The following is a 21,481-nucleotide window of genomic DNA, read 5'->3' on the forward strand; positions in this document are numbered from 1 at the left end:
AACATCATGCAATCAATTTTTCACTTGGCTTATCACGTTCGCAACCTTGATGAATCGCGTCATTTCTACTGCACGTTGTTGGGGTGCAAGGAAGGGCGGAGTACCGAGACCTGGGTCGATATCGACTTTTTCGGTCACCAGCTCTCATTGCACCTTGGCGAGCCTTTCGCCGTGACCAACACCGGACGCGTCGGCGAACATTGGGTGCCGATGCCACACCTGGGGGTGATTCTCGCAATGCCCGACTGGCAGGCGCTGGCTGATCGACTGGTAGAGCAGGGGCTTGCATTTGTCATGGCGCCGAGCATTCGTTTTGCCGGCCAACCGGGCGAGCAGGCGACGATGTTCTTCCTCGACCCGGCGGGAAACCCGATTGAAGTGAAAGGCTTTGCGGATCTGCAGCAGGTGTATGCTGTATGAATCCGCCGATTCCGTTTCTCGCCGCGCCTGGCTATCCGGCGACGCAACAATGGATCGCAGCCCTGCAAGAGGCGATGCCTGGCGAACGTATTGTCATGTTCAGCCAACTCAATGATGCTGATAAAGCCGCGTGCACCCTGGCCATCGTGGCCAATCCCAGCCCCGCCGACTTGAAGCAGTTGCCTGAGTTGTGCTGGGTACACAGCGTCTGGGCGGGCGTCGAACGCCTTGTCGCCGACCTGAAGCAGACTCAGGCTGAACTGAAGATCGTCCGCCTGATCGACCCGCAACTCGCCGAAACCATGGCCGAAGCCGTACTGGCCTGGACGCTGTATCTGCATCGCGACATGCCCAGCTATATCCGTCAGCAACGGCAGAAACGTTGGCAGCCACTGCCTGCCGTGCGCGCTCAAGAGCGGACGGTCGGCTTGCTTGGCATGGGCGTGCTGGGCGAAGCGGCCGCACAGCGTCTGCATGCGGCGAACTTCAAGGTCAGAGGCTGGAGTCGCGAGCGCAAGGCACTGGCGAATGTCGAGTGCTTCGCCGGCGCTGCAGAATTGCAATCGATGCTCGCCGCGACCGACATCCTGATCTGCCTGCTGCCATTGACCGAGCACACCACCGGGTTGCTCAACGCTCAAACCCTCGGCTGGTTACCGGCGGGCGCGAGCCTGATCAACTTTGCCAGAGGGCCGATCATCGATGACGCAGCGCTGTCGAGCGCACTGGACAGCGGCCATATTGGCCATGCGGTACTGGACGTCTTTGCCGTCGAACCCTTACCCCAAGATCAATGGCAGTGGACGCACCCACAGGTGTCGGTGCTGCCACATTGTTCCGCACCGACCCATCATCAAACCGCATCAGCCATTGTCGCATCCAACATTCAGGCATTTCGCAGCAGCGGTTTGATCCCAGCAAGCGTCGATACGCAAGCAGGTTACTGATTCGGCCGGGGTGGTCCTGTTCATTATCCTGGAGGGTGAGGGTGCATAGCACCCTTTTAATCGTCAGAGGCTTATGGGCTCTTGTGCGAGGGGGCACACAGTGATCATGAAGGTGTGCAGAGTCGGTGCTAAGTGATAAGTCGATTCCTGCAACCTGCTGGCTGCTCCTCCAGTTGGCTATGAGAAAATCCAATATCGTGGCTTGGAATTGCCCCCTTTTTTTGTTCTTGATACCCCCTGAAAACACTCAGATCCAGCCCCAATGGGCACATTTTGCACTGCATCAATCCGGTGCTCGGCAGATCGGTTTTCTCGTGGCGTATGGCGCTCACCAAGACCGCGGTCCGACACGCCAAGCCCGGAGCCAAGGATTACACCCTCCCTGACTTCAACGGCCTCGCGAAAGGCGCCAAGTGCTGGCACTTCCGCTTTTCCTGAGCGGATAAGCAACCCCGTATTTCTCTCGGTACCTATCCTGAAATTAGCTTACGAGATGCTCGCGCTCTGCGTGATGAAGCGAGGGCACTGGTCGCCAGGAGCATCGATCCGCGTGTCCATCGGCAGCTGGAGCGTAATGCCAGGCGCCAGGCCTCGGAAAAACGCCTAAGAAGCGCTTGTTCAGCATTGGCCTCCCGCTTCAATTGGCCGCCGAGTCGGCTGACAGCGAGGGCGCTCAGGTTGCGATGTAGAGGCGGGCGCCTTTCCTACGCTGTTCATGGGCAGTTAAGCCTTTTGGGCCGGCCAGGTCGGTGATCAGTCATTAGGCAAGTGCAACTGCACTTCCATGGCGTCATGAAGGAGTCGGACGACCTCGATCACGTCGTCGTTTGCCACACGATAGAACACGATATGGCGCGGGTTTTTGACCATCCCATGAGGGTGTTTGGCCTGCTGGCGTGAATAGACGAGGTGATAGCTGCGAAGCCCCGGTGCAAGCTCATCGCGATCGTGGCTGCCAATGCGATAAGGCGTGCCGGCAATCGCTTGCAGCGCCGCGAGGATCAGTGCCTGGTAGCGCTGGCGTGCTTGATCTCCGAACTGAGTCTGGGAGAGCCTGAGGATGTCGACAATGTCGGCGCGCGCCGCGTTGGAAATCCGATACGGCGGCATGCTCAGTCTTTCTTCCGCGCGGGGAGGGTTGCCTCCATGCTCAAGTCCTCGAGGTAGTGCTCCAGATCTCCTTCGGTCAACTGAGTAAAGCGCTCGTGCTCAAGATCCATGATGCCGATCGAGGTCGCCTGGCGCAGGGCTTCAATTTTGGCGGTGTCTTCGGCGACGCGCTGTTCCAATAGACGCAAACCTTCTCGCATCACTTCGCTGGCGTTCTGATAACGGCCGGACTGGACCAGGTCATGGATAACCTGTTCCTGGTGAGGGGTGAGCACAACGTTTCGCGTCGCCATAATTAGCTCCAGCCTTGGGCAGACAAGTTCTTCCGATCATTGGCATATAATGCCATTTTACCTGCGTACATATAGTTTGGGATTTGTATCTGACGAACTGTGTCGTTCGACATCCGAAGGGAGTTTTTTGAACGCTACCATGAGACGGGAAAAGGCGGGTGGGGGTTTGGCCAATGCTTGAGGGCAGAAATATTGCTGCTGAGCGTGCTGAAGATAAAGCTGGGGTCGGTTGGCCGAGCCCCGGCGCTGTCAATCGACGCAATACTTGCGTTGTGGCCTCAAATCCCCGGACTGGACTGCCCCTGCATGGGCTCTTTGGACATGTTGAGCATCACCAACTGAATCAGCCCCAAAGCAATGAGGACGACCATCGAAATCAGGATCAGCCACTTGTTCAGCCATCCTGCTTCCGGCGTGCGCGGCCACATCAGGTTGATGATGGAGGCAATGCCGAAAACCAGTGTGATCACTTTAACCACAAGGCCCGCAGATCCAAGTTGAAATCCCCATCAGCGCGCCACCCGCGAAGACTGATCCCGCCGACCAGCTAAAGCTCTATCTCTACGGCCATTTCCAGCGGATTCGCTCTTCGCGTCGACTTGAAGCCGAATGTCAGCGCAACATCGAGGTCATGTGGCTGATCAGCTGACTCAAGCCAGACTTCAAGACCATCGCTGACTTTCGCAAAAACAACAAACCCGCCTTTGTTGCGACTTGCCGTGCCTTCGCCCGGTTTTGCCGCACGGCCGGCCTGATAGCAGGCGTGGCCTTCGATGGCAGTAAGTTTCAGGCCGTCGCTTCCTCGCGGCGTCAGCGCCTGTCAGCGTAAGGCGCTATGGGTTCGACCGGCAACGGCAGGTTGCCTTGCCAGGGGTCGAAGGTGTAACGCAGGTAGAGCAAGGCCCGGCTCGGAGCGTAGCCCTCGCTGTGCTGCCAGGTGATGCCGGAGCCCAGGACCAGGTTGTCCGATAGCCTGCGTTCGAACAGGCCTTGCAGGCGGACGTTAACCCCGCTGCTACTGCTGCCGGTGTTGGCCTGGCTGGCATTTTCGTCGAACACGTAGCCGGCCTGCTCGACCAGCTCGCGCAACTTGTCCGCCCCATGAGCGGGATAAAGATCGCTATCGCTGGTCTTGGCATAGGACCAGCCCACCGAGCTTTCCAGCAGCACTGACCAGTCGGCATTTCGCCAGGCATAGTTGAGCGGTACGCCGATGGAATAGTACTGCTGTGGGCTGTAGTAACCGCCCTGGCCCAGGCTGTATTCGCTCAGGTCTTTGTCGTAGCCCCAGTACATGAGGGTCAGACCGGTGCGAAGACGCTCGTCGGCGCGGTCGATCAGGCGGTAGTAATAGCCGGCCATGGCCGACCGGCGCTGGTTGTCGGCGACGTTCTTGCCCCGCAACCAGTGGGCGCCGAGGCTGGCCCAGACGCCGTCGACCCCCCCTTCGTCATGACTGAGCCCCAGGGTGACGCCATTGGCGGTGACGCCCCCCCAGGTGATTCCGGTGATCGGGTCGACCGCGCCGGCATAGGACACCAGAGAGTTGCTCAGCGGCCGTCGCGAGGCCGTAAGGGACCAGCCAAGGGACCGCCAGTCACTGCTGTAGGTGACCCCGCCGAGCCAGTTCGGAACCTTGAAGCCTTCTGGCGAATGTCCCAGATCCAGCGCCCAGCGCTCATTTTTCCAACCCATCGCCAAGCCTGTGCCGCTGGTACTTTCCGAGGTATCCGGGCAACCGCTGGTGACCAGTGCGCAGGTACCGAACTGCTCGCGGTGCAGGCCGTTGGCATCGGTGGCGAAACTGCCGGCATCCAGCTCCACCCGCTCGGCCTGGAGGAAGCCCTGACCTTCGGTAATCGGCGCATCCAGGCGCAGGATGGTGGTCTGTGTGGTCAGGTCGGAAATTCCCGACGACGAGTTGTCCGTACGCCAGGCGAAGTCATGGGAGAGGTGCACAGTCGGGTTCTGCGCCTGGTACAGGGTGTCCACGTCACTGCGCAGGCTGCGCGGCAGCCACTCGTCGGCGTCCTTCGCCCGGCTCGCCAGGGTCATGGCGCGATCGTCGCGGGGGTTGGCCTGCGCGGGATCGATCAAGCTGGCGGCGGCCATGCTGCGGGCATAGTTGTCCAGCGCCTGCTGGGGCTGTTGGCGGGACATCAGCCGCGCCGCATCTCGATACAGCAGCGGATCGCTCTGTGGCGTATCGAGCAGGCGGGCGTACAGCGCGCGCGCCTTGTCCGGCTGGCTCACCCCGGTCCAGGCATTGGCCAGGCGCCGCTGGTAGGCCGCTGGCGCGTTCGCTGGCACCGCCAGTTCTTCCAGGGCGCGCTGCGCCGGCGCAAGCTGGCCGCGGGTAATCAGGGTTTCGATCAGGCCCAGCTGTGCCTCGGCGTTGTGCGGCTCGCGCTGCAGGACTTGCCGATAGTAGGTCTCGGCTTGCAGCTGATCGCCGCGCTGGTAGGCCCAGTCTGCCAGGGTCGCCAGATCGTCGGTGCTCGGGGCGCGCAGCAGCAGGGCGATCGCCTGCGGCTCGTGACCGGCATCACGCAGGGCCCGGGCCCGGGCCAACAGCTGACGGCGTTCGACCCGGCTGGACAGATCGCGCATATTGTCGTCCCACTGCGCCGCGGGAATGGCGGCCAGGGTGGCGAGAGTCTCGCTATCACGCCCGATCGAGGCCAGGTACAAGCCGTGGGCGTAACGGGCCTGGGCATTGCTGCCCTGGCGCCGGATCAACTGGCGGAAGCTGTCTTCGGCCGCGCTGTCCTTCCCCTGTTCATGCTGGGCATTGGCCAGGCGATAGGTCAGCCAGGGATCGTCCGGGGCCAGTGGCCGGGCCTTGAACAGCACCCGCGAAACCGTAGGCCAGTCGGCGCGCTGGGTCGCGGCATCTGCTTCGAGGTTAAGACGGTCGAGTTCCAGGCTCCGGCGCAAGGCCGCAAATTCGCGCTGGGTGGCCGCCGGCAAAGTGTCGAGGTAGCCCTGGGCCTTTTCCGGCGCTTGCGTCTGGTACAGACGCACCAGAGCGCGCACCGCCTTGCCGTTGTCGGGCTGCAGCTTACGCGCCTGCAGCAGCAGGGCCTCGGCCTGAATGTCTTCGCCTTCGGCCAGTGCGACATTGGCCAGGCCCACTAGCCAGTCGGCTTCGTCGGGATTGACCTGGCGCGCCTGTTGATAGGCTTTGCGGGCCACCGCCAGGTCCTTGCGCTCCAGGGCTTCGTCACCCTGCTGCAGCAGCATCCAGTTGCGGTTGGCCAGCTGCAGGTCTTTCCACTTGCTGATCCAGGAAGTGTCCTGTTCCTTGCCCAAGGCTTCGGTGAACGCCGTATAGGCCTGGTCATGCTTGTTCTGATGCATCAATGCGATGCCTAGGGAGCCGATCAGGCTGGCATCATCCGGGTAGCTGCGCGAAGCGCGGCGCAAGAGCTTTTCGGCGCCGACATTGTCGTTGGCCTCCAGCAGCTCCTTGCCTTTGACGCCGGCCTGCCAGGCCGGGTCGCCGAGCAACTGGCGCTGATGCTGCAGCTGCTTGGCTGCTTGGTTCTTGAAGGTCGAATAGGGGTAATGCCGTTGGAAGTCTTCCCAGGCGCGAGCGGTTTCGCCGTTGACCGGCAGCTTGCTCAGGTAGTTGTATTCGCGCTCGGAGGCGAGGTTGCTGGCCTGGGGATCGCTGGCCAGCTGGTGCAGAATCGCCAAGGCTTCGGCATCGCGCTGTTCGGCGAACAGCAGGCCGGCGAGCATCTGGCGCAGCCCCGCGTTACCCGGGTACTGGCTGTCGAGGCTTTGCAACTGCTGGGTCACCGCGGGGCGCTGGCCGCTGATGGCACTGCGCACAGCCCAGTATTCCAACGCGCTGGAGAAGTCCGGCGGCTCGCTGCCGAACAGCTCCTGGTACTGTGCGGCGGCCTCTTCGGCCCGTCCGGCAGCTGCCAGCAGGCGGGCTTGCTGCAACAGATGCTGACCGTCCTTGCTCTGCAGCTTGATCAGGGCCTGGGCCTGGTGCAGAGCCGGCGAACCCGGGGCCTGGCGGCGCAATTGCTGCAGGCGTTGCTCGACCAGCGGCTGGTTATGTTGCAGCAGGGCTTGGCGAATCCCGCCGACCAAGACCTGCGGATGTTCTGGAGCAATCGACTCCAGGCGCGCCAGCGAGTCGCGCACCAGGTCCTCGCGATACATCGCCTCGCCCAGGCGTACCTGTCCGAGCAGCCACTGTTGCTGGTCCTGGGGGGTAACCGGCTGAGCCAGCGCGGTGCCCGACAAGCAGCTCAACACCAACGTCCATTGCGACACGACTTTGCGCATGAGCACTACTTGCATGATGAAGTCCACGCCGGCAGCAGCCGGCCGTCCTTGTCGAAACGATAACGCTGTTGGTCCCAGCCTTGGCCGAACATCAGCAGTGATTGGTTGTAATAGGCGTCCGCCGGAGGCGGGTTCTGGCGTAGGCGTTCGCGTTGGGCCGCCAACGCCGCATCGCCTTCGGCTGCGCTGGCCAGCAGCGGCAACAGCGCCGCCGAGAAGCCAACCGGGCCGACGCCCTCTGCGGTGCCTTGGGCGATATCCACACGCTCCGGCGGATGGCCGAGCCGCGCCGTCAGCGCCACCATGGGTTGCACCTGCGCGAGCAACTCGGTCCTGTCCGGGGCTTGGGGATCGAGCATGCCCAGCCAGAGGTAGACGCGGATCGCGTCATAGCTGCCGATAGCGCCCTTGGCATCCGCTGCCCAGCCTTGCCCTGCCTTCCAGGCCACCCAGTCGGCGACTTGGCCCTTGGGCGAGCTTTCCAGCAGCAGGCGCCGGGTACTGTTCGCCACGTCGCCCCACACGGGAGCGACCAGGGCAAAACGCGCCAGCAGTTGTGGCGGCAGGTAGCTGGGGTTGAGTCGCCAGCCATCGGCGGATTCGAAGCCGACATCCCCCGGCAACAGCATCAGGCCCAGCCCGGGCAGCGGGCGCAGGGTTTGCGCGGCGCTGCGCCAGAGCATGTTGCGGCCAAGGGTTTCATAATCCGGTCGCTTCCAGAGGCGACCGGCCTCCAGCAGGCTGTAGGCCATCCACAGGTCGGCATCGCTGGCGTTGTTCGGATCCAGCACCTGCCAGCGACCCTCCTTGCTCAGGCCCCACTGCCAGGCGGGCAGCTGGTGGTTCAGGTCTCCGCCGGCGAGGTTGTCCCGGGTCCAGTTCAGCAGCTTGGCGAAGCTGTCACGGTCGTTGCCCAGCAGGGCAAAGAACATTCCGTAGCTCTGGCCTTCCGAGGTGGTGATCTGCTGCTGCAACGAGTGATCGATCACCCGTCCATCGGGGCTCACCATCGCCTTCTTGTAGCTCTCCCAGGCCGGCCAGGTGCACTCGGCGGCAGTCGCCAGACCCGGCAGGCTCAGGGCCAACGCCCATGCGATGGCGGCTTTCATCCCTTACTCCTCGTTCGCCAACCGACGACGCGCAGCCCAGCGCAAGGCGCGCCACAGCAGGAAGGCGGTCAGCAGCACGCTCAGGACCGCCATGCCAGCCAGCAGTACCGGATGTTCCGAGAGCTGGAACCAGAGCATCAGCCACCAGGGCAAGTAGCCGACAAAGTACTGCTCGCCGACCAGCTGGCTGTTCACGCCGCTGCTGCGGATCATCGCCACGGAACCGGACACGGCATCGATTTTCCCGTTATCGCTCAGGGTTTCGCGCAGCATCTGGTAGTCGGGGGTATCGGTGGCCAGCAGCGCGACAATGCTGCGCTGGCTATGGAAGGGCGACTGCATACCGACGATCGCTGCCATCGGGGCCTTGGCCGACACTTCGACCCGGTTGGCTCCCAGGTTGCGCTCATCGTTGATCTGCCCGGCCCGGGGCGAAGACTGACCGGCGGCGGCATTCGACGCCTGCATCAGGGAGTCGCGGGTGTGGTCGAGCCACAGGTTGAGGTCCGGTTGGTCCCGCAGGTCCGCGGGCAGGGCGCCCAGCACAAGCAGGTCGACGTCGGCTTTCCTGGCGTCATCCCATTTGTCGCTCAGGTTCAGGGCCAGCGCCGGGAAGCCGGTTTGCGAGGAGATCTTGGCGACCGCCTCAAACAAGGTGCTGAGCTGGGTGGCGGTCGGATTGGCCGGCACCACCACCAGGGTCTCCGACAGGTCGGCCATGCGGCTGAACGGGAAGCCGCTGCGGGCGAAAGCGCGCAGGTCCGGCATGGCGATGTAATGGTGATAGCCCGACAGGTCGATGGTCGACTCATCGTCGATCAGGGCCCGGGTGTCCACCGGCAGGGAGGTCTGGCAACGGTCGCGCTGGGAGCTGCCGAAAGTGCTGGCGAAACTGAAATCGAAGCGGATGCTGTTGCGATCGCCGATTTTCAGTGCCGGTACCAAGAGGTGGTCGCTGGTGTTTGCCGACTCGTTGGACAGCACCGCCAGGCGCAGTTCTTCCAGACGGCTGTTGGTGTTGCGCAGCAGTGGCAGGCTGGTGATGAACTGGTTGTTGAGGCTGATGTTCAGGCGCGACTCGTCGTTGGTCGACGGCGGCGTGTAGCGGTACTTGGTCTGCAGCGGGATGCCCTGGTTCCGCCAGACGAACAGGTCGGGCGGCAGGTTGATGTCGAGGATGATCGGCCGCGGCAGAAGGCCGCTGATCTGCAACTGCTCAGGGTACTTGAGCAGTTCGGCGAAGCGCACCGGGCGGTCGGTACGCATCCAGTTGGGGGCGTCGTAGGGCTTGCGCGGCTGCAACTGCTGGACGTTTTCCACCGTCACCCGCGAGCTGCGGAACAGCTCGCCGCCCAAGGCCAGGGCACGGGCGGCCACCGCCAGGTCAGCGTCATTGCGCCCCATTACCAGCAGCACTTTACTGTAGCGGTCGTTGGGGTGGTCGATCAGCTGCACCACTGGCGCCTGCACCAGCGGGAACTTCTCCAGGTCAGCGAGGAACTGTGGCCGATGATCGTTGGTGGCGAACACCACCGAAGGGTTGAGGGTGTCCTGGTCCTGGCTCGCCGGCAACTGATCGAATAGCACCGGGAACCGGGTACCACGCCAACCCGCCAGGCTGCCGAAGTAAGAGGCCAGGATGCCGGCGGCGCGCTGTTCGCCTACGGTCGGGGAGGCGGCGAACAGCAGGTTGATGACCGGCTTGCCATAGCCCAGTGCGTCGAAGAATGGCCTCGGGAAGAACGCCAGATCGTTTTTGGTCGCCAGTGCCTGTTCCTGCAGGGAAACCTGGCTGGCGCGGCTGACGTTAACCCACAAGGCGCTGTTGGCGGGGTCTTCGCACATGTCGGTGTAATGGCCGACGAATTCCAGACGGACGCGGTTGAAATCGGTGACCAGCCGGGGATCCAGGGCGATCTGCTGCGTGGTCTTGCGCCCCAGTTGTTCTTTCTCGATGGGCACCACGCTCATCAGGGTGTCATTCAGGTAGACCCGCATATGCGAGAGCGTCGGCAGCAGCGCCGGAGACGGGGTGTATTCCAGCTTAAGCCTGGCATCGCTGGCGATACGGTCGCGCCGCAGGGTGAACTCGATCTGATCGCTGTTGTGGATCCCCAGCAACAGGCTGTCGGCCGAACGCCCCAGCTGTTCGAAGGTGCGCGTGGTGGCCCAGCTCGGGGCTTGCTGCTCCTGCGCCAGCGGAGGAGTGACAGGCGCCGGGGCGGCCTGCGCGCAGGCGACGGCCAGGAGCGCCAGGCTGGCAAATAAAGATTTGCTGAAATAGCGGCTCATGATGCGTTCACCGTTATAGAAGAAGAGGAGGGGGAAGACGCCAGGGGCATACGCGGCAGGTAACTGCCCAGCAAGGCCAGCAGGCGCAGGAACGGACCGATCACCACGCGGGCCCAGGCTGGCAGGTATTCGTAGAGCCGGTAGTAACCCTTGGCGCCCAGCTTGAGAATGTCCAGGAAACTGTGCAGCGGCCGGTCCTGGGCGAAGTCTTCGCGCCAGTTAAGCCAGGCGTCGGCCCGGGCGAAGGTGCACTGCACGAAATCGATCTTTTGTTGCTCCGTGAGCTGGGTGAAGCTGATGCCCACGAAGTTCTTGTGGCTACGACAGACCACGCCGGGAAACAGGAACTCGCGCTGCCCACGCTGCATCAGCAGAGAAACGCGACTGCCCGCCGGCAGCGACAGCGGCACATCCACCTGGAACCCGGCGCCGCCGTCGGAGTAATCCACCAGCATGCCGGAGTAGAAGCGACCGTTATCCAGACGCACGGCCGCCGGCAGCTTGGACTGCACCCTGTGGGTCTGGCGCACCTGCCGAACTTCAGCGGCAATCGCCACTGCGGCACCGATGATCAGCAGGTTGTAGACCACCCAGAGAGTGCTCACCAGCACCGTGCCGATCTCGGTCGCGGGGCCAGTGAACAAGCGCCAGAAGGCGAAGCCCAGGCCCGCTATGTTCAGGGCCGAGAGCACCAGATAGGGCTGGGCGATTTTCCAGTCGAACTGGTTGTGCTCCATCAGGCCGCCTTTGGCCGTGACGTTGAACTTGCCTTTCCTGGGGTTGAACAGCGCCATGGTGGTGGGTCGGGCGATGTACCAAGCCAGCACCGTTTCGTAGACCTCACCCCAGAATGTCTGGCGAAAACTGCCCTGCATCCGCGAGTTGGTCAGGCTGGCATGGATCATGTGCGGCAGCACATACAACAGGATCATCAACGCCGGGGCGTAGATGATGTAGGCGTGCAGAAACAGGAAGGCCAACGGCGCGGTGAGAAACACCAGCCGCGGCAGCCCGGCCAGGAAGTGCATCATCGCGTTGGCATAACAGACCCGCTGGAAGATCGTCAGGCCCTTGCCCAGCAAGGGGTTGTCGGTGCGGAAAATCTGCGCCATGCCGCGGGCCCAGCGAATCCGCTGACCGATGTGCGCCGACAGGCTTTCGGTCGCCAACCCGGCAGCCTGGGGAATGCGCATGTAGGCCGAGTTCCAGCCGTGCCGGTGCAATCGCAGCGCGGTATGGGCGTCCTCTGTCACGGTTTCGACCGCGAAGCCGCCGATCTCGTCCAGCGCGGCGCGGCGCAATACCGCACAGGAACCGCAGAAGAACGCCGCGTTCCACATATCGTTGCCGTCCTGCACCAGGCCGTAGAACAGTTCGCCCTCGTTGGGCCGGCGACGGAACATGTTCAGGTTGCGCTCAAACGGGTCGGGAGACAGGAAGTGGTGCGGGGTCTGCACCAGGGCCAGCTTCGGATCGCGCAAAAACCAGCCCACTGTGAGCTGCAAGAAGGAGCGCACAGGGATGTGGTCGCAGTCGAAAATCGCCACCAGCTCGCCATCGATACGGCTCAACGCATGGTTGAGGTTGCCGGCCTTGGCATGCCGGTTATCGGCGCGAGTGATGTAGCCGACGCCGACGTCGGCAGCGAACTGGCGGAAGTTCTCGCGCTTGCCGTCATCGAGAATATAGATGCGCAGCTTGTCCTGCGGCCAGTCGATGCCCAGGGCGGCGTAGACCGTGCCGCGGACCACCGAGAGGTCCTCGTTGTAGGTCGGGATCAGCAGATCGACGGTGGGCCACAACCGGGTATCGCGAGGCATCTGCGCCGGCTGGCGCTCCAGCGGCCAGCAGGTCTGGATATAGCCCAGGATCAACACCACCCAAGCGTAGGTTTCGGCCGCCAGCAGCAACAGGCCGATGGTCAGGTCCAGCGGGTTGTTCCAGTTTAGGGTCGAGGTGTAGCGCCACCACAGGTAACGGCAGGACACGATGGTCGACAGGACGATCATCAACAGCGTCGGGAAGCGCCCCGGGATACGCCGCACCAGCATGGCCAGCGCCCAGAGCAGAATCACGAACACCAGTTGGGCGATGTAGCCGAAGGGTTCGGTGATGCACACCAACATCAGCACCACCGCTACCACGCCCACACCGATGTTCAGCCAGCGCTGACAGCGAGGCTCCAGGTCTTTCCACCAGATCTGGCTCTGCCGTACTCGCCGGCTTTGCTGGACATGGCGCGGCAAGGCTTCGAGCAAGCGGTCCAAGCGCACGCCGAGCAGGCGTTGCCGCAGCCGCGCGGGGCGCGTCCAGCGCGGCCAGCTCAGCGGGTGGCGTGGCCGCAGCGGCTGCACCAGCAGCAACCAGACGCTTTGCACCAGGAAACGCAGCGGATCACCCAGGCTCGGTGGCTTGTTCGCCAACTGCGGATACCAGCGCTGGCGCTGCTCGCGCAACTGCTGCCAGCCCGGCGCCTCCAGGCGCAGGAACAGCCAGGCCAGAGCATTGAGCGAGGCCAGCCAGAGCCCGGTCAGAGGGGGGGTATCGTACTCGCGACGCAGGTAGGTGTAGGGAAACCAGCGGGCAATCATGCCACCTCCCGGCGGCGGGCCAGGCACCAGGTCGCCAGGCTCAGCACGTCCTGGGCCGCCAGACTGCCCGGCGCATACAGCCCGATCGGGGTCTTGAACGCGAGCGACTCGCGCATCGCCTCATCGTTGTGCACGGTCAGGGACAGCAACCGATCGGCGTGGGTCTTGCGCCAGATAAGCATCAAGTCGCGCTGCAACTGGCTACCGGGATCGAAACGATTGACCAGCAGCGGACCGCTTACCGTCTCTTGCTGTTGCAGCAGCACATGGCAAGCAGCGTCCGCTTCGGCGATCTGGATAGGGAAATGGCAGGGGCCGGTGTTGCCGTGCCCGACCAGGCGCTGCGGCACATCGAACAGTACCCAGTCGTAGTGTTCGGCCAGGCTGGCCTGACGCTTGGCCCACAGGGTGTGGTCCATCGCCAGGCGGCGTTCCATTTCAAGTTGTTCGTCACGGTCGAGGCGGCCATAGGGCAGCAAACTCAGATTTGGCGCCAGGCTCCAGGCCTGGTTGTACCAATTCTCGCCATCGAGCATGCCGCGGGCCCAGCCGCCGCTTTCCAGGGTCGCCAGATTGAAGTACAGGCGCAGCAGGTTTTCCGGACACATGTCCACCACCAGCACCCGCTCGCCCAGGCTGTGCAGGGCGTAGCCTATCCCCGCCAACAGGGAACTGCTGCCGACGCCCCCACGCAACCCGCGCAGACTCAGCGATCTCACGTCCTCACCTCCTCTGGGGCCTTCAGTTGTGTTTCCAGCTGCAGTGCCTCTTCGAGCTCGGCCAATAGCGGCCAGCGCTGCAAGGCGCGGCGCAGTTCCAGTTCGGCGGAAATGTCCAGGTACTCGAGGTCCTGCAGCTCCAGCTCAAGCTTCAGTCGGGCGATGTCATCGGCCCGCCCGTTACGGGCATGCGCCAAGGCACTCATTTGAAGCGCTGAGGGTAAGGTAGCCATGCACCTTTCTCCTTGATCCGGACATAGGGCTTGCCGGCGTAGTCGAGCACCACGGTGCCGGAGTTCTCGGACACCGCAGGGGTCTGCGGCAGATCGCTCAACAGCGCCTGCCAGTCCAGCCCCTGGCCCTCGGCCTGAGGAGCGGCGGCATACAAACGGGCGATGATTTCGGACAAGGCCAGGTAACTGGTGGGTGCGCTGACATGCAGTGGGGCTGAGTTCGCCGCGGAACCCATGCCGATCAGCTTGATGCCCACCGGCACGTGAGTGATCGACGGGCTAGGAATCTCGCGCATGCCGGGGATCTGCATGCGATCGCCATGTAACGCCGCGCCGTGCTCGGGCACTATCACCACGGCCACGCGTCGACCGCTGCGCTCGAGTTTCTTGATAAAGGCCGTCAGGTCGTCGATCAGGGCCTGGGCACGAGGTTTGTACTCGGCGCTCTTGGTGCCGCCGTCGGCAGTCAGCGCTCGGTTGCCGTCGTGCAGCGTGGTGGTGTTGTAGAACAGCGCCACGCGCGGATCCTGATTGTTCTCGCGGTGCTGCCACCACTTGTCCAGGACTTCCCGGTCGCGCCAGATCGGCGAGCCGTCGAAGCCCACCAGTGCCCGCGACAGGTTCGAGGCGCTCACCGCCGGATTGGGCAGAGCTCCCTGGCTGCGGACTTCATCGAGGAAGCCTTCGAACTGCCCGGTGTGGTTGAGCATTACTTCGCTGGCAAACCCGAGCTTGCGCAGATCGTCCATCAGCAGGCATTGCTCCGGCGCCACGCCGTAGAGCTTGTGGTGCGGTTGCTGGCCACAGCTGGCGCGCAATAGACGTATCGCCGCCGGGCCGCTGTAGGCGGTGGCCGAGTTGAAGTTGTCGAACACCACATCCATCTGCTGCAACAGCGGGTTGTCCCGCAGGCCCACGGAGTCCAGGTCGTCCCAGGCCATGGAGCAGATATTGATCAACAGCAGATCGAACGGCTGGGCCGCCGAGGTCGAGGGTTTGAACTCGACGCGCCGGCCGGCCTCGGTGTCATAGAACTTCTGCAGGTAGTCGTCCAGCGTCGCGCTGTCGGGCTCTGCGTTGTTGACCACGGCGCTGGCAGAAGCCGTGCCGGGGTTCGCAGCCTGTTGCGCGGGTGCTTGCAAAGCCAGCAGGTTGGCGCTGCCCAGCAACGCCAGCCAGCCCAGGGTCAGGGTGGTCAGGCGCAGCCACTGGCTGACGAACAGGTAGGCCACCACCACGATCAGCAGCAGCCCGCAGAGGTTCCAGTCGATGAAACGACCGGCCAGCTCCAGTAGGTATTCACCGGTGAAGTTCAGTACGCCGGGTTGGTCGAGCAGGCGGCTGAACGGCGGCAACCAGGAGTCCTGATAGAACAGCGCCACCCCCAGCGGCACGGCGATCAGCCAACGCAGAAGACTCGCATGGCGATTGCGCAACGGCACCAGCAAGACGGCAGCGAACACCAGATTGGGCAGGATCTGCAGGTTGAGGTAACCGCCCCAGAACAACAGCAACTTGATCAGGAAGTACAGGTTCCACAGGCCCAAACCCGGCCAGCTCCACGCAGGTTGCGCGATGACAGGGATTTCAAGACGGCTCATGGGGCTCACTCTGGGCAGGTTGCGGGGTCGTACGCCGACGTACGCCACGGGATTTCAAGTAACGCGGGCGCAAGTAACGCTCAAGCCCGCGCCTGATACGCTGACTGAAACGGCTCAGCAGCAGCGCCAGCGCCAGCGTCAGCAGACTGCTGGCGGCTATCACCTGCAGCAACTCGGAATACATCATGCGCAAGGTTCCGTGAGCGAAAGGGTGATGCGGTGTGGCGTAAAGCCGGTCAACCCGACGGGCGGCAACAGGTTGTCGACGACCCGCTCATCCGCCAGCCGGAAGGTCTCGGGCAATTCGGTCGCCTCGATAAAGTCCTTACGCGGCAAGTGATCCACCGACGACAATGACTCGCAGGCGCTGAAAATATCGGCCCATGGCAGGCGGCATATATTGCCCAGGGCCGGCTCCAGGCCATCGGCGCGACAGGCGAACAGAAACAGGTAGAAGGTGCCGTCCAGCACGCAAGCGATGTCGCCATAGCGGCGCAGGCTGATCTGACTCAGGTATTGCTCGATCTCGAGCCCGCCACGTGACTGCAGTTTCAGCAACTGGTGGCTGATCTCGCCCGAGGCGCCGCTATACACCTGGTCCAGGATTGCGATGAACGTGCTCGGTGTCAGCAGCCCGCGAACATGAGGGGGGTGCATGCGGTCGTACAGGGTCTGGAAATCAATGTCGCTGCGGTAATGCCAGAGCTGCCCCTGCACGCTATCGGTCAGGCTTAGAAAGTGCGCCAGCGAGGCCTTCAGCGGCACGATCAGATTGGCGCCGCAGGCCAGCAGCAGACGCTCGTCGCGGTAGCGCAGGCAGGGCTCCATTTCGCGAACGATGATTTTCAGTGCCGCTCCGCACTGATTGCGCAATTTGTGCAACTGACGGGCAAGGTCTTCGACCTGGTCGTTGCCTTCGATGGCCACGATCACGCTAGCGGCTCGCATCTTGAGGGCGTGCAGCAGCAACTCGTTGCGCCCCTCGAACAGTCGCCATTGCTGGGACAGCGGCGGTGCGCCTTCGAGTACGCTGCGCTGAATCAGGTAGATGCGCCGGTCATCGGTGCGGATGGCTTGCGGGCTGCCACGTTGCGCCTGGCTCAAGCCAAGAACGCCGTCGGCCTGCTCCAGTTCGAACTCTTGGGCGGTACACACGCCCAGCTCGTTGTGCCAGAAGTGCAGCTGATAACGGATGCTGCCATCACGCCGATACAACTGCGCCAACCCCGATAACTCTTCGTTGAGGCCCACCAGTTCGGCATGCACCGCCGGTTCCTGACCGTGGCACAGTACCACCAGGGTGCAGCGACGCTGGCGCAACCACTGGCGCACTTCTTCACACCATTGCTGCAGATGCCGGGCGTCAAAACGCCGCCAGGCCAGGGCCGGTAATAGCAGGAGGATTTGACTGCCTGGGGTCCTGACGCTGCGATGCAGCTCGGACACCCAGGATTTCAGGGCCATCCCGAGATCATCATCGGCTAATTCGAAGAGCCGCAGACGCTCCGGGCCAGACTCGCCGTCGAGGTTTTCCAGAAGGATCCATGGATCGCATCCGCCGCATACCAGTGTGGTTGGCTGGGCTTGCGGCAAGGCGCTCAGGAACTGAAGCGCAAGCGTCTCGGCATCGCCGTTCAGGTCGACGGAGACCCAGTACAGGCCGCCTTGACGCAATAGCACTTGCTCATCCTGCAAATGCCGGATGCCTAAGCTGACATGACTCAAACTGACCTCTGCGTAACAGAAAAATGCCTTAAACCAAACGGGCCGCAAGCCCAATGCAACAATCGATCCTCTACCGCTTTCTTACCCTGTGAACCGGGTGTGCAACGGCCGTTGCAAAGGAGCTGCCATCTGGCCGAAATACCTCGAAAAAACGTTCAGGATGAACCCTGCGCCTGACATGATCTGAATCATCCTTGCTGCTGGACGGGGCAGACCCGTTCATGTGCCAGTTGCCATATCGGATGCGAAAACAATCCGGGGCGCTCCGTGTCTGGCTCGTGTGACTTCTTGAACCATCCACGGCAGCGCCTCGGGATCCCGTAAAGCCGGGACTCGCGGCGTGCAATCATCGAGTGTTTTTTCGAGTAATGGATAACGTCCTTGTCATCTTGCAGCGAACCTTTCCTTGGTTATCAAGACTTTACGACAATGATCGGTGAGCTTCGCGTTCAGGGCCGAGGGCGCTGTCAACGCGGCACCTCGTTGGCGTGGCGGGATTCCCATGCAACTTGAACCAGCCCTGTCGTCACCAATCACTCAGTCGAGTGTCTTGTCTGAATACTTTTGTGTTCACCAGGGTGCATGGCAAATCAAGCTGCTGGTCTGTGCATTTTGATCCGAGCCCGGTAGGCGCCGCAAACAGCGCAACGTACAGGCAAGTGCAACCACGGTTTCGAAGCCTATCCGCTGCTTGTCATGTCGGTTAAGCAAGTCGACAGCAAGGTTGATATTAAAATGATACCGCCAATTTTTTGAATTGTCCAAGAGTTGATTCGGGAATTATCATTAGAAACAACCAAATGGCGCCAAAAAAATGGCGGCATGCGCTTGGCCATCGTCACAGCCCATTCGAGAGCGCAAAAAACTCAGCGGGCTGCGCCGATGATTGCAATATCGACTGTAATTGCCTTTTGAAGGGGAAGCGTCGGCGTTCGCCGGTCCAGCAGCTCAACCCAACCGGAGGTCGTGGTCAGTTGCAATTTTGAAGCGACGAACATGGTGTTTCCCTTGCTCAAGACGCAGCTGGCTTCGAGTTCTACCAGTTGCCCTAGCGCGTCGAGTAGCACTCTGGTTGCTCGGCAGAAAGGGGAGTCAGGGGACGCCGGGGTTGGCCGGCACCGTATCCGGTGATGTCGGCGCCGGCATAAACGGATTGAACGTAGTCGCCCTCCCAAATCAGCGACATCACGGGTTCAAGCAGCGTTCAGATTTCCCGAGCCTCATCCCAAAGATGTTGGGTGGCGGCTTTTACTAGCGCGACGCAGGTCTTGGGAGCCATGTTCGCACCGCCCCAGATGAGCCCTGCACAGCCAGCAAAGAGCGCATAGGGAACCAAAGGGGTCAGCGCCATTCATGACAGGCAACCCGGTGCGGATCAGTGAGGCTTGTTTGCCGAGATCGCCGCTGCTGTCCTTAACGCCTGAAAAACCAGGGATCAGGCACAGTTTGCGGTGAAGATCCGGAGTGACTTCGACGCCGACCGCTTGAGGTGCGTTGTAGCCAATGATCGGCAAGCGCGATATCACTCTACTTCATCCTGGATTCGGTTAATTGCGAAGTAATCGAGCGGTCGCACTGACAAAAACCAGCAGAACACTTATGCAACCCAGAGCGAATGACAAGGTGCTTAGATGGGCGACCGCCCCGATAAATACGGGACCGATCAGAATGCCCGCGTAGCCCATCGAGATGACAGCGGGGATGGCTACCGACTGTGGCATCCGTTGCTGGCGGCCTACAGCGGTAAAGAGCACTGGGACAATGTTTGAGCATCCAGCCCCGACCAGAGCGTAGCCAATCAAGGGCGCGACCCAACCTTCGATCTCAAGCGACACGAGCATGCCTGCGGCTGCGCAGAGCCCGCCTAGCGCAACGACGCGCGCACCGCCAAGTTTGCTGACGATGGCATCTCCTGTCAGGCGGCCCACCGTCATCGCAGCGGCGAAGGATGCGTAGCCCAAACCGGCGATGCTCGGCTCTAACCCTCGGCTCGAGACAAGGAAAACCGCGCTCCAGTCGAGTATTGCGCCTTCAGTGAGGAAGACGATGAAACAGAGCGCCCCTAAAAACAGCACGATACCCCTGGGCACCGCGAACATTGGTCCACCCCGTTCAGTGCCATAAGTCAGCAAAGCAGGCGCAGCCTTGTAAAGCGCTCCCAAAACGGTGGCAACGATGCAGAGCGCAGCAATCAACGGATTCAGGCCGAAGGTCAGCAGGGCGGTCATCGCCCCGGCGCCCAATATGCCTCCGACGCTGTAAAGGCCATGGAAGCCGGACTGAAGTGCCTGCCCGCTGTTTTTCTCGACGATGACGGACTGTATGTTCATGGCGCAATCAAGCATGCCCATGCTGGCGCCGAAGATAATGACAGCTATGACCAGGCCGGGCAGCCAGACCACGGTGCTCAACAGCGGAAAAACGGCGCACAAGACAATCGTCGACCAGATTACGACCGGTCGGCATCCATAGTGTGCTGTGAGATAACCAGCGAAGGGCATGGCCACAATTGATCCACCGCCCAGGCCAAGAAGCAGCAACCCTAGGCCACCATCGTCCAAGCCAGCGCGGGCTTTAACCAATGGGACCAGAGGCGCCCATGCGGACATGAGTAAGCCCGCGATAAGGAAGGCGATGCGTGTAGACATCCGCTCGCTGTGGTTAGCCGTGGGTACCAACACTTGCGATGGAGCATTCATAATTCTCGGTAATCCTTATCGATGATGCTAGTCATCATTTGCTCGGCTTAGACAGTGCGGGTTCTTGTGTTTTTTGCATGCCCGGGTTTCGGAAAACTTAGCGCCTGCGCTCATGCGTCGCTCTATAACTACTCGGCGCGACGCCAAAGAAGTCCCGAAAGCGCATATGGAAGTTGGCGAAACTACAGAAGCCGGTCGCAATCGCGATATCGGTGATCGGCCGATTGCTCTGCAAAATAAGCTGTCGCGCTCGAGTCAAGCGCAGCTCAAGGTAGTAACGTGTGGGCGTGGCGCCCACGAAACGACAGAAGCGACGTTCCAATTGTCGTCGGGAAATGTTCACACACTCAGCCAGTTCATCGATCGATAACGGCTCTTCGATGTTCTTTTGCATCAGCTCTAAAGCGAGCTTCAGGGTTTGTGGCAAGGTGGGGTCAGAGTCAACGATGACAGTCGATATCCCAGAAACTTCAGAGCTCTGATCGCAACTGAGTATTTCCTCGACAGCATGGGTCAGTGACACGCCTTGTTTAGCGGTGATGAGCTCCAGCATCATTCGTAACGAGCTGCTGGCGCCGGCGCACGTGATACGGTTTTTGTCTATTACGTGAGTTCGACAAGAGACCAGGACTTTGGGGAAAACATCCTCCATCATTGCTCGCCCATCTGGATGGAAGGCGCACTCGACACCGTCCATTAGCTGAGCTTCCGCCAGGAAAAATGCACCGTTCCACAATCCCCCCATGGTCGCGCCAAGAGAGGCGACATTACGATGAGATTTCTCCATTTTTTGGCCCTAATCAAATGCCGTCTTCTCTGCCGCAATTCGAGAAGGTTGCCGAAGATTACCATTCCTCTGTATTGGCACTCGCGCGAATGCTTATTGGCGGGATCGCGCTGAGCTTGGGTTTACCACAAGATTACTTTGAACATCTTCAGCGTAAGCCCATCACTATTCAACGGATTTTGCGTTACCCGCCCCAGATCGGAAGGGTTTCCCAAGAGGAGATCGGTATCGGGGCACACACGGACTATGGTTTCTTGACGGTCCTGTCCCAAGATGCAGTGGGCGGTTTGCAAGTCAGGAACCGTGCAGGGGAGTGGGTTACTGCCCCACCAGTCGAAGGCACTTTTATCGTCAATATTGGTGACCTGGTTCAAACCCTCACCAACGATCGCTACACCTCAACAATGCATCGCGTCATAAATACTAGCGGTCTAGAGCGCTATTCAATTCCTTTCTTTATTGATTTGGATTTTGATGCAGTTGTTGAGCCTGTGCCAACCTGCGTGAGTGAGGCTCAACCCGCGAAGTACGAAGCGTACACTTGTGGTAAACACAAATTTAAGCGTTTCGTTGATAGCTATGCGCATCTTCAAGAAATCGAGAAGGTATGATCGCTCTTCTGGCTACGCTAATGCCTGATTTAGGTATTG

At 61.4% G+C, this 21,481-nt stretch carries 18 protein-coding genes and 3 pseudogenes; 5 read left to right on the forward strand and 16 right to left on the reverse strand.

The genetic code is table 11. From position 1 onward, the window contains the following. Positions 1-6: 6 nt before the first annotated feature. The 3 genes and pseudogenes from CKW20_RS24650 to CKW20_RS30265 all read left to right on the forward strand — a co-directional run. A complete protein-coding gene (locus CKW20_RS24650) occupies positions 7-420 on the forward strand; it encodes a VOC family protein (RefSeq protein WP_095055213.1) in 414 nt (137 codons plus the stop codon). After that, positions 417-1,367, forward strand: a complete 951-nt coding sequence (locus tag CKW20_RS24655) for a glyoxylate/hydroxypyruvate reductase A (RefSeq protein WP_095055214.1) — start codon at positions 417-419, stop codon at positions 1,365-1,367. The genes CKW20_RS24650 and CKW20_RS24655 overlap by 4 nt, the downstream gene beginning before the upstream one ends. Before the next feature lie 321 nt (positions 1,368-1,688). Then, positions 1,689-1,940 (forward strand): annotated as a pseudogene (locus tag CKW20_RS30265) (Arm DNA-binding domain-containing protein); the annotation flags it as partial. A gap of 180 nt (positions 1,941-2,120) precedes the next feature. On the opposite strand, the gene CKW20_RS24665 reads toward CKW20_RS30265, so the two are convergent. From CKW20_RS24665 to CKW20_RS24675, 3 genes are all read right to left on the reverse strand, one after another. Further along, positions 2,121-2,477: a type II toxin-antitoxin system RelE/ParE family toxin gene (locus tag CKW20_RS24665; RefSeq protein ID WP_095055215.1), complete on the reverse strand. Its 357-nt coding sequence runs from the start codon at positions 2,475-2,477 to the stop codon at positions 2,121-2,123. Between the two features lie 2 nt (positions 2,478-2,479). Then, entirely contained in the window at positions 2,480-2,770 is a 291-nt protein-coding gene (locus tag CKW20_RS24670) for a type II toxin-antitoxin system ParD family antitoxin (RefSeq protein ID WP_095055216.1), read from the reverse strand. A 278-nt stretch (positions 2,771-3,048) separates the two neighbouring features. Then, a complete protein-coding gene (locus tag CKW20_RS24675; protein WP_141228982.1) occupies positions 3,049-3,240 on the reverse strand; it encodes a hypothetical protein in 192 nt (63 codons plus the stop codon). A gap of 62 nt (positions 3,241-3,302) precedes the next feature. On the opposite strand from CKW20_RS24675, the pseudogene CKW20_RS24680 reads away from it, so the two are divergent. Beyond that, positions 3,303-3,581 (forward strand): annotated as a pseudogene (locus CKW20_RS24680) (transposase); the annotation flags it as partial. Here the strand turns inward: CKW20_RS24680 and bcsC are convergent. The 13 genes and pseudogenes from bcsC to CKW20_RS24740 form a co-directional block, all read right to left on the reverse strand. After that, positions 3,581-7,090 (reverse strand): cellulose synthase complex outer membrane protein BcsC, encoded by a 3,510-nt coding sequence (gene bcsC, locus CKW20_RS24685; RefSeq protein WP_371857450.1) that lies wholly within the window; start codon positions 7,088-7,090, stop codon positions 3,581-3,583. The pseudogene CKW20_RS24680 and the gene bcsC overlap by 1 nt on opposite strands. Then, positions 7,081-8,184 (reverse strand): cellulose synthase complex periplasmic endoglucanase BcsZ, encoded by a 1,104-nt coding sequence (bcsZ, locus tag CKW20_RS24690; RefSeq protein ID WP_095055218.1) that lies wholly within the window; start codon positions 8,182-8,184, stop codon positions 7,081-7,083. The genes bcsC and bcsZ overlap by 10 nt, the downstream gene beginning before the upstream one ends. 3 nt (positions 8,185-8,187) lie before the next feature. Further along, positions 8,188-10,476 (reverse strand): cellulose biosynthesis cyclic di-GMP-binding regulatory protein BcsB, encoded by a 2,289-nt coding sequence (bcsB, locus tag CKW20_RS24695; RefSeq protein WP_095055219.1) that lies wholly within the window; start codon positions 10,474-10,476, stop codon positions 8,188-8,190. Beyond that, positions 10,473-13,067, reverse strand: coding sequence for a UDP-forming cellulose synthase catalytic subunit (bcsA, locus tag CKW20_RS24700; RefSeq protein WP_095055220.1), 2,595 nt, complete (start codon positions 13,065-13,067; stop codon positions 10,473-10,475). Before bcsA ends, bcsB begins: the two co-directional genes overlap by 4 nt. Then, positions 13,064-13,786 (reverse strand): cellulose biosynthesis protein BcsQ, encoded by a 723-nt coding sequence (gene bcsQ / locus CKW20_RS24705; RefSeq protein WP_095055221.1) that lies wholly within the window; start codon positions 13,784-13,786, stop codon positions 13,064-13,066. The genes bcsA and bcsQ overlap by 4 nt, the downstream gene beginning before the upstream one ends. Continuing rightward, the gene (gene bcsR, locus CKW20_RS24710) at positions 13,783-14,019 is read right to left on the reverse strand and encodes a cellulose biosynthesis protein BcsR (protein ID WP_095055222.1); all 237 of its coding nucleotides are present in this window, start codon (positions 14,017-14,019) and stop codon (positions 13,783-13,785) included. The genes bcsQ and bcsR overlap by 4 nt, the downstream gene beginning before the upstream one ends. After that, positions 13,989-15,620 carry a cellulose biosynthesis protein BcsG gene (bcsG, locus tag CKW20_RS24715; protein WP_095055223.1) on the reverse strand — a complete coding sequence of 544 codons (1,632 nt, stop codon included), beginning with the start codon at positions 15,618-15,620 and terminating at the stop codon, positions 13,989-13,991. Before bcsG ends, bcsR begins: the two co-directional genes overlap by 31 nt. Continuing rightward, positions 15,607-15,807 carry a cellulose biosynthesis protein BcsF gene (bcsF, locus tag CKW20_RS24720; protein WP_095055224.1) on the reverse strand — a complete coding sequence of 67 codons (201 nt, stop codon included), beginning with the start codon at positions 15,805-15,807 and terminating at the stop codon, positions 15,607-15,609. The genes bcsG and bcsF overlap by 14 nt, the downstream gene beginning before the upstream one ends. Beyond that, complete coding sequence (bcsE, locus tag CKW20_RS24725) at positions 15,804-17,399, reverse strand: cellulose biosynthesis protein BcsE (protein ID WP_371857451.1); 1,596 nt, start codon at positions 17,397-17,399, stop codon at positions 15,804-15,806. Before bcsE ends, bcsF begins: the two co-directional genes overlap by 4 nt. A gap of 812 nt (positions 17,400-18,211) precedes the next feature. Then, positions 18,212-18,343, reverse strand: a complete 132-nt coding sequence (locus CKW20_RS30015; protein ID WP_256585121.1) for a hypothetical protein — start codon at positions 18,341-18,343, stop codon at positions 18,212-18,214. A 222-nt stretch (positions 18,344-18,565) separates the two neighbouring features. Continuing rightward, positions 18,566-18,871 (reverse strand): dihydrodipicolinate synthase family protein, encoded by a 306-nt coding sequence (locus CKW20_RS30270; RefSeq protein ID WP_218228016.1) that lies wholly within the window; start codon positions 18,869-18,871, stop codon positions 18,566-18,568. Positions 18,872-18,892: 21 nt separating this feature from the next. Next, positions 18,893-20,044, reverse strand: a complete 1,152-nt coding sequence (locus CKW20_RS24735; RefSeq protein WP_095055225.1) for an MFS transporter — start codon at positions 20,042-20,044, stop codon at positions 18,893-18,895. A gap of 97 nt (positions 20,045-20,141) precedes the next feature. Then, positions 20,142-20,819: pseudogene (locus CKW20_RS24740) on the reverse strand (GlxA family transcriptional regulator); the annotation flags it as partial. Positions 20,820-20,848: 29 nt separating this feature from the next. Between CKW20_RS24740 and CKW20_RS24745 the strand changes: the two are divergent. Further along, positions 20,849-21,442, forward strand: a complete 594-nt coding sequence (locus tag CKW20_RS24745) for an isopenicillin N synthase family oxygenase (RefSeq protein ID WP_256585123.1) — start codon at positions 20,849-20,851, stop codon at positions 21,440-21,442. The last annotated feature ends 39 nt before the right edge of the window (positions 21,443-21,481 follow it).

It is taken from the genome of Pseudomonas sp. Irchel s3b2 (assembly GCF_900187445.1).
Taxonomy (GTDB): Bacteria; Pseudomonadota; Gammaproteobacteria; order Pseudomonadales; family Pseudomonadaceae; genus Aquipseudomonas.

Excerpts from the sequence above, each read along its gene's own strand:
- CKW20_RS24650 (WP_095055213.1), top strand. The coding sequence starts at position 7 with ATGCAATCAATTTTTCACTTGGCTTATCACGTTCGCAACCTTGATGAA.
- CKW20_RS24655 (WP_095055214.1), top strand. The coding sequence starts at position 417 with ATGAATCCGCCGATTCCGTTTCTCGCCGCGCCTGGCTATCCGGCGACG.
- CKW20_RS24665 (WP_095055215.1), bottom strand. The coding sequence starts at position 2,477 with ATGCCGCCGTATCGGATTTCCAACGCGGCGCGCGCCGACATTGTCGAC.
- CKW20_RS24670 (WP_095055216.1), bottom strand. The coding sequence starts at position 2,770 with ATGGCGACGCGAAACGTTGTGCTCACCCCTCACCAGGAACAGGTTATC.
- bcsC (WP_371857450.1), bottom strand. The coding sequence starts at position 7,090 with ATGCAAGTAGTGCTCATGCGCAAAGTCGTGTCGCAATGGACGTTGGTG.
- bcsZ (WP_095055218.1), bottom strand. The coding sequence starts at position 8,184 with ATGAAAGCCGCCATCGCATGGGCGTTGGCCCTGAGCCTGCCGGGTCTG.
- bcsB (WP_095055219.1), bottom strand. The coding sequence starts at position 10,476 with ATGAGCCGCTATTTCAGCAAATCTTTATTTGCCAGCCTGGCGCTCCTG.
- bcsA (WP_095055220.1), bottom strand. The coding sequence starts at position 13,067 with ATGATTGCCCGCTGGTTTCCCTACACCTACCTGCGTCGCGAGTACGAT.
- bcsR (WP_095055222.1), bottom strand. The coding sequence starts at position 14,019 with ATGGCTACCTTACCCTCAGCGCTTCAAATGAGTGCCTTGGCGCATGCC.
- bcsG (WP_095055223.1), bottom strand. The coding sequence starts at position 15,620 with ATGAGCCGTCTTGAAATCCCTGTCATCGCGCAACCTGCGTGGAGCTGG.
- bcsF (WP_095055224.1), bottom strand. The coding sequence starts at position 15,807 with ATGATGTATTCCGAGTTGCTGCAGGTGATAGCCGCCAGCAGTCTGCTG.
- CKW20_RS30015 (WP_256585121.1), bottom strand. The coding sequence starts at position 18,343 with ATGTTCGTCGCTTCAAAATTGCAACTGACCACGACCTCCGGTTGGGTT.
- CKW20_RS24735 (WP_095055225.1), bottom strand. The coding sequence starts at position 20,044 with ATGAATGCTCCATCGCAAGTGTTGGTACCCACGGCTAACCACAGCGAG.
- CKW20_RS24745 (WP_256585123.1), top strand. The coding sequence starts at position 20,849 with ATGCCGTCTTCTCTGCCGCAATTCGAGAAGGTTGCCGAAGATTACCAT.